Annotated in this window: 5 protein-coding genes; 4 read left to right on the top strand and 1 reads right to left on the bottom strand. The window is 40.5% G+C overall.

Annotated elements, in window-relative coordinates:
• Positions 1–14 precede the first annotated feature (14 nt).
• The 4 genes from AB5542_RS17410 to AB5542_RS17425 are packed head-to-tail and all read left to right on the top strand — an operon-like array spanning position 15 to position 5,796.
• On the top strand, positions 15–770 hold the full coding sequence (locus AB5542_RS17410) for a DUF4843 domain-containing protein (RefSeq protein ID WP_087419540.1): 756 nt from the start codon (positions 15–17) through the stop codon (positions 768–770).
• Positions 771–789: 19 nt separating this feature from the next.
• Positions 790–2,463, top strand: coding sequence for a PKD-like family lipoprotein (locus AB5542_RS17415; RefSeq protein WP_087419541.1), 1,674 nt, complete (start codon positions 790–792; stop codon positions 2,461–2,463).
• Positions 2,464–2,490: 27 nt separating this feature from the next.
• Entirely contained in the window at positions 2,491–3,411 is a 921-nt protein-coding gene (locus tag AB5542_RS17420; protein WP_087419542.1) for an ABC transporter ATP-binding protein, read from the top strand.
• 24 nt (positions 3,412–3,435) lie between these two features.
• Positions 3,436–5,796 carry a Gldg family protein gene (locus AB5542_RS17425; protein ID WP_087419543.1) on the top strand — a complete coding sequence of 787 codons (2,361 nt, stop codon included), beginning with the start codon at positions 3,436–3,438 and terminating at the stop codon, positions 5,794–5,796.
• Between the two features lie 120 nt (positions 5,797–5,916).
• On the opposite strand, the gene AB5542_RS17430 is transcribed toward AB5542_RS17425, so the two are convergent.
• A partial coding sequence (locus AB5542_RS17430) for an MATE family efflux transporter (protein WP_368243262.1) occupies positions 5,917–6,757 on the bottom strand: 841 nt, incomplete at its 5' end.

The following is a 6,757-nucleotide window of genomic DNA, read 5'->3' on the forward strand; positions in this document are numbered from 1 at the left end:
CTAAATCTTGAATCATGATGAGAAGATATTTATATTTTGTGATAATGTTGATGTTTTTGTCTTTCTATTCTTGTAATGAAGATGAAATAAAAATTTTTGACGGACAATCTCAGCTTTATTTTGATAAGTTTTATATGAATGCCCTTCGACCAGGAACAGAAGGGGCAGACTCGACGGTGATGTCATTCTTTTTTTATCCAGATGGTACACAGACAATAGAAGCAGAGGTCGTTGTGAACTACTCAGGATTACCATTAACGGATGATATTGCTTTTAGCTTGAAAGTAATAGAAGAAGGTACTACTGCTAATAAAGATGAATATGATTTGGACGATCAATACATATTTCATGCACGACCTTTGCAAAAAGGACAATTGGATATTCAAGACACGATAAAAATTCGATTGAATTTGTCAGAGCGATTAAAAAAATTAGAGAAAGGAGTGAGATTGTTCGTTGAGTTGATTCCAGGAGAGGGGATTGGATTAGGACAGTATGAACGTCGCCGGGCCGTGATTATTTCATCTTATGTGGCAGAGAAACCGACGTGGTGGGATAGTGAAGTAGAACTAACTCTTTTGGGAGTGTATTCCAGTACGAAATATAAGTTGTTTGTTGAACATGCTGATCCTGAAATGACGATGGATAGAGAGATGTTTGAAGAACGCCCAGATTTGGCTATTGGGTTGGTGTTAAAGTTTAAAGAATGGTTGATTGCCAATCCCGGACAAAAGGATGAGAATGGTAATGATATAACTGTTGTGATTTAATGATTAAAATGTTGCTATTATGAGAAAAATTCATATATTATTTTGTTTGTCGTTCCTCTTGATATTTGGTTGTTTAGAGGATGAGGGAAACTATGATTATGAGGATATTAAGGAGCCGAAATGGTATACAGATCAACCTATAAGTGTGTATGCAACAGAGCATGACATGATGAAGTTGCGTGGAAGAGAGGCTTTTAGGTGGGAGACTGATTCTGTTCAACGAGAAAAAGAGGTGCGTTATGAATGGAGATTGAATGATGTGGTAATCTCTACGGAAGCGGATATTGATCTTCCGGCAGATAGCGTGATTAAATGGGCGAATATGACGGAACTTTGTGGGGCAGGAAAATATTTAAGAGGTTCGTTTACTGTTATTGATAAGGAATATGAAACTCATTTCATGAAATTGGTTTCTTTTTTTATAACTCCTTATCGTGGAGCCGGGGATTGGTTTGTTCTGGTAGAAAAGGAAAATCAAGGAGAATGTTATTTTGTAAAAAGAACGTATAATCGGGATGAGGCGAAAGATGAATTTGAATTACAAGATTCTTTTGGAGATGTGAATGGAATGTCTATTTCTGGTAAACCTAAATTTCTAGGGTATACGAGAACGGCTAAAAATGTTGGTCCCATGGGATCTATTACGATTATGACTGACGAGGTCGCTTATGAGGTAGATGCCGCTACGTTTGAATTACGTTCAGATATGAAGGATTTATTTGAAGGAGGAGCTCCAGCGGACTTTGCTCCAATTGCAAGAGTAGACGCTTGGGAGGCAGATAGAGGGACAGGGTTGTGTACTTTTTTGGCAAATGAAGACGGAAAACTTTATAGACGGCAATTGTCAAAAAATAATTTAGGGGGTATGTTCATTAATACTCCTTATGAATTGGATGAAAAAGGATATAAAATTACCGGATTTGGTACTCGTTTATATGGTTTCACTTCCATTCCCTGTTGGGATGAAAAGAATAATAGAGTGATAATGATTGCTTTTGTTTCTAAACAAGCTGGTAGTGGATGGGGAGATCCGTCTTATTTAGCAGTTAGTTTAATGCCTTTGAAAAGTAATAATTCGTTAACAGATTGTCCTCCGGTTTGGGGGTTTGAAAATGGGACTAACGTATTGAATATGGGATATATGAAGAGTGTTATGTTGTCCTTTACGACAAGTGTTTATATGTATTCTGTAATTTACAATGATGCAGCAGGAAAGACTTGGTGTGGAGAGTTTATGGTAAACCCGATGGACGGATCTTTAGTGCAGTCAGCACCAGGAATGCCTCCTTTTTCTCCGGGAGGGGATTCGCGGGTGATTGAATGTCCCGTGCAAATTTCAGATGATGCTTTAATATTAACTAGTTGTACGGCATATAATACAAAAGCCAATAATCAGGTGGTATATACGGAGGGAAATAATGTAAATTATTTGCTTATTAGTGATGGATATGCAAGTAAGCCGATGATTACAGATTTTCCTGAAAAAATCACCTATATCGGTTATGGAACTTCTCAAACTGGTATGATTGATAGGTATAACTTGTTAGTTGTGGGGGGAGAGAATGGTACATTGAAATTTTATGATATTACGGAACGAGATAGACCAACTTGTGTAAAGACAATGAATTTTGAAGGGAAGATAACAATGGCAAAGGAAATGGCTACAGGCGTTGTTGGTGTAGATGAATATTAGAAAAGTTTGTATTAAAAATCATATTGTATGGAAGAATCAATTGTTAAGGTGGAACATTTATCTCATCGTTATAGCGTGCAATGGGCGATTCGGGATATTAATTTTGAAATTACAAAGAATGGTATTTATGGATTACTTGGCTCCAATGGAGCCGGTAAATCCACAACCATGAATATCATGTGTGGGGTGTTGAAACAAACAGAAGGGGATGTTTATATAAAGGGAGTCAGTGTCAGTAAAAATCCCGTTGAGGCAAAACGACATATTGGTTTCTTACCTCAAGTGCCGCCGTTACACCCGGATCTGACTGTTGAAGAATACTTGGAATATTGTGCGGAGCTACGGCATATTCCGGACCGGGAAGTAAAGAAAGCGATAAAAGAAGTGATGGGGCGTTGTGGTATTTCACATTTTGCCAAACGGGTTATTCATAACTTGTCAGGCGGTTATCAACAACGTGTGGGGATTGCTCAGGCGATTATTCATAATCCGGAATTGGTGATCTTTGACGAGCCGACAAATGGTTTGGATCCGAATCAAATTGTGGAGATTCGCCATTTGATAAAAGAGATTGCGACAGAGCGTACGGTGATTCTTTCAACCCATATCTTGACAGAGGTACAAGCTACTTGTGACTATATCCGGATGATCGAACAAGGAAGTATGGTTTTTTCCGGAACTGTGGAGGAATTTGATAACTATATACAACCGAACACGTTGATTGTTTCTTTGGGATCCGTTCCTTTGATAGCGGATATTCAAGCCCTTCCGGGTGTCGTGCGTGTGGATGAATTGGGTGGTCCTAGATTCCGGATTCAATTTTCTGATCCGCGTGAGGCGATGAACAGTATAGTGGAAGCTAGTTATACACGGGGATGGCAATTAACGGAATTACAACAGGAAAAGAGTTCGTTGGATACCATTTTTGCCGAGTTGTCCAAGAAATAGTATTAAATTTTATTTGCAGTAAAGATGAGAACGATATTTAAGATAGCGAAAACGGAATTGCGGGATTTATTTTACTCCCCGATTGCTTGGTTGATTTTGATTATATTCACGTTTCAAACCGGAATGTTGTTTTCCGGGATGATTTCAGATATTGTACGATCCCAAAGTATGGGAGGAAGAGGGGCTAATCTGACACTCTCTATTTTTGGTGGACAAAGAGGTTTGTTTGTAGCCGTACAGTCTTATTTATATTTATACATTCCGTTGTTGACGATGGGATTGATGAGTCGGGAATTGGGAAGTGGTTCGATAAAATTGCTTTATTCTTCTCCGATTACGAATGCCCAAATTATTTTGGGTAAATATTGTGCCATGTTGATATATGGTTTGATTTTGGTTGGTGTTTTATTGGTTTATGGAATCTATGGTATATGTACGATTGAGAACATGGATATTCCTGTTTTCTTAACGGGACTTTTGGGGGTTTATTTGTTATTGTGTGCTTATGTGTCTATCGGTCTGTTTATGTCCAGTTTGACTTCTTACCAGATCGTGGCGGCTGTAGGCACATTGGCCGTACTTGCCGTGTTGACTTATGTAAAAGGAATGTGGCAGTCTGTACCATTTGTTCGAGAGGTTACTTATTGGTTTGGAATGACAGGACGTTCCGATAATTTTATGTTTGGGATGATTTGTAGTGAGGACGTGCTTTATTTTGTGGTGGTTGTGATGTTATTCTTGTTGATGACGATTATTCGTATGCAGGCAAGGCGACAGAAAGTAAGTTGGTTAACTTCTTTGGGTAAATATGCCGGGGTGTGGGGGATTGCTGTTGTGCTGGCATTCGTTTCTTCTCGTCCCGTCTTCAAGTGTTATTATGATGCCACTTATACCAAATCAAATACTTTAACTCCTAATAGTCAGGATATTATTAATAAATTGAAAGGAGGATTGACAATTACTACTTATGTGAATATCTTGGATAAGTATAATTGGGTGGGTTATCCGAGAGAGTATAATAATGATATTCGCCGTTTTGAGCAGTATACACGTTTTAAACCGGAAATTAAGATGAAATACGTGCTTTATTATGATACGATTAAGAATGATTATTTGGAGCGGGCCTTTCCGGGAATGAGTTACGAGGAAAAAGCGAAAAAGGTCATCGAAATGGAAAAATTGAATCCAGAAAAAATTTTGACTCCAGAGCAGATTCGTGCAAAGATTGATTTGAGAACAACGGAAGGCAATCGTACGGTACGTTTGTTGGAGCGGGAGTCTGGGGAGAAAACCTTTCTGAGATTGTATGATGACCGCGAAATATTTCCTTCGGAATCAGAAATTTCTGCTGCTTTAAAACGAATGGTGATGACCTTACCTACGATTGGCTTTTTGTCCGGTCACGGAGAGCGGGAGACTGATCGTCCGGGAGATCGTAATTATTGTATGTTTACTCATTTGCCGATGTTAAGGCAGGCTTTGGTAAATCAGGGATTTAACTACAAAGACGTAACCTTGGATCGGGAAATTCCGAAAGATATTAATATCTTGGTTATAGCCGAGATGCGTGAAGCGATGACAGAAGTGGAAAAAGTGAACTTTGATAAATATGTTGCTCGGGGAGGTAATTTGGTGATTATTGGGGAGCCTGGTCGACAAGGTGCAATGGGCGCCGTGATGGAACCATTTGGAGTGAAACTTGTGGATGGCTTTTTGATTCAGCCGGAGAAACCGAAAGATCCTGAAGAAGAAAAGAAAGATAATAAGGATCTTGGTCCGTTTGCTGGGTTTGTCGCGCAAAAACAACCAATAGATTTGATTGTTACACAACCAACGAATGAAGCGGTGGAGTTATCATATGTATTCGGTTATATGCGGCCCTATTACGTGGCAGCTATGCCTACTGCTGCTGGTTTGGAATATACAACAGATAAAGGATTTGATGTCGTGCCATTATTTATGTCAGATTCGACTTGTTGGAATGAATTGGAGAACACGGATATTGTTGATCAAGAGGTGGTGTATAATCCGGCTGTGGGAGAGGTTCAGAAATCTTATCCGTTAGCTTTGGCGTTATCTCGTAAGATGGGAGAACGAGAACAGAAAGTTATTGTTTTGGGAGATGCAGATTGCTTAAGTGATGGGGAGCTTACTCGAGGTAGAAGTCCTTTATGGACGGCAAATTCCGTGATTATTCAAGCTAGTTTCTTCTGGCTTTCGGATGGGGAGGTGCCTATTGACGTGAGACGCCCATATCCGATTGATAGAAAATTGTTTGTGGGGGAAACGGGTGCCGAGGTGCTTAATTATGCTTTGCTTGGCGGTTTCCCGGGATTGTTACTTTTCCTTTCTTTGTTCATCTGGTTAAGGAGAAGGGGACGATAGGAAATAAGTTATGTGAGTATGCCGACCGGAATATTATTTTCGGGTCGGCATTTTTTTGATAGCTGCTAAGGAGATGATTTTAAACTATTTATTTTTTACTTATCTCGATGGTATAGGGCTTTACTGTCCGGTAAGAATCGCTATTCCCTTGGGGTGAAACAATTTCTTTTGTACCACGTAGTATGCGACCAAAACGGCAGCACCCGTCACGATCCACGAGATGGGATAGATGACCATCAAAGCGTCGAAACTGGGCAATAAGGGACAGACAAGGTATATCCATAGTAATCGTAAGACACAGGTACCGAACACGGTGAGGATAGCCGGTAGCATGGAATAGCCAAGTCCCCGGAGTGCAGCTCCGGCAATTTCGTATGAGCAGGCAAGGCACTGTGTCAATAAGACGATATTCATGCGAAGTGCTGCATAGTGGAATACTTCCGGACTGGATGTGAAAAAGCTGATGGCGAAGTGTTTTTGCCAGACGAATAGCACGTTCAGCAAGCCGCAACAGGCAACACTTAATAACATCGTCAGACGGAAAATTCTTTTACAGCGATCAATTTGTCCAGCCCCGTAATTTTGGCTGATGAAAGTCACCGCGGCTTGACTGAAAGCACTGACCACGAAATAGCAGTAATACTCGTACGTGAGGGCTGCGGCAGAACCGGCAATAGCTGCGGAGCCGAATCGGTTGACGGCTGCTTGTATGAAAATGTTGGCAATCGAAAACACCATCCCCTGTATTCCTGCGGGGACTCCGATCTGAAGAACTTTTCGTAATTCGGGACGATTGATGCGGAGGTGCTTGAAGTCTAGCTTGAATGGTCCTTGTTCGTGTCGCAGGATGTATATGATCACGCCCGCGCTGAACATGTTGGCAACGACCGTACCAATAGCGACGCCCGCAACACTCATCTTGAAGACAATGACTAACAGTAAGTTTAGCACGGTATTGATG

The organism is Butyricimonas sp. RTP31003st1_G1_RTP31003_210430, assembly GCF_040920905.1.
Classification (GTDB): domain Bacteria; phylum Bacteroidota; class Bacteroidia; order Bacteroidales; family Marinifilaceae; genus Butyricimonas; species Butyricimonas paravirosa.

What these genes read in the sequence shown, in the direction of transcription:
- AB5542_RS17410 (WP_087419540.1), top strand. Translation starts at nt 15, where the DNA reads ATGATGAGAAGATATTTATATTTTGTGATAATGTTGATGTTTTTGTCT.
- AB5542_RS17425 (WP_087419543.1), top strand. Translation starts at nt 3,436, where the DNA reads ATGAGAACGATATTTAAGATAGCGAAAACGGAATTGCGGGATTTATTT.
- AB5542_RS17420 (WP_087419542.1), top strand. Translation starts at nt 2,491, where the DNA reads ATGGAAGAATCAATTGTTAAGGTGGAACATTTATCTCATCGTTATAGC.
- AB5542_RS17415 (WP_087419541.1), top strand. Translation starts at nt 790, where the DNA reads ATGAGAAAAATTCATATATTATTTTGTTTGTCGTTCCTCTTGATATTT.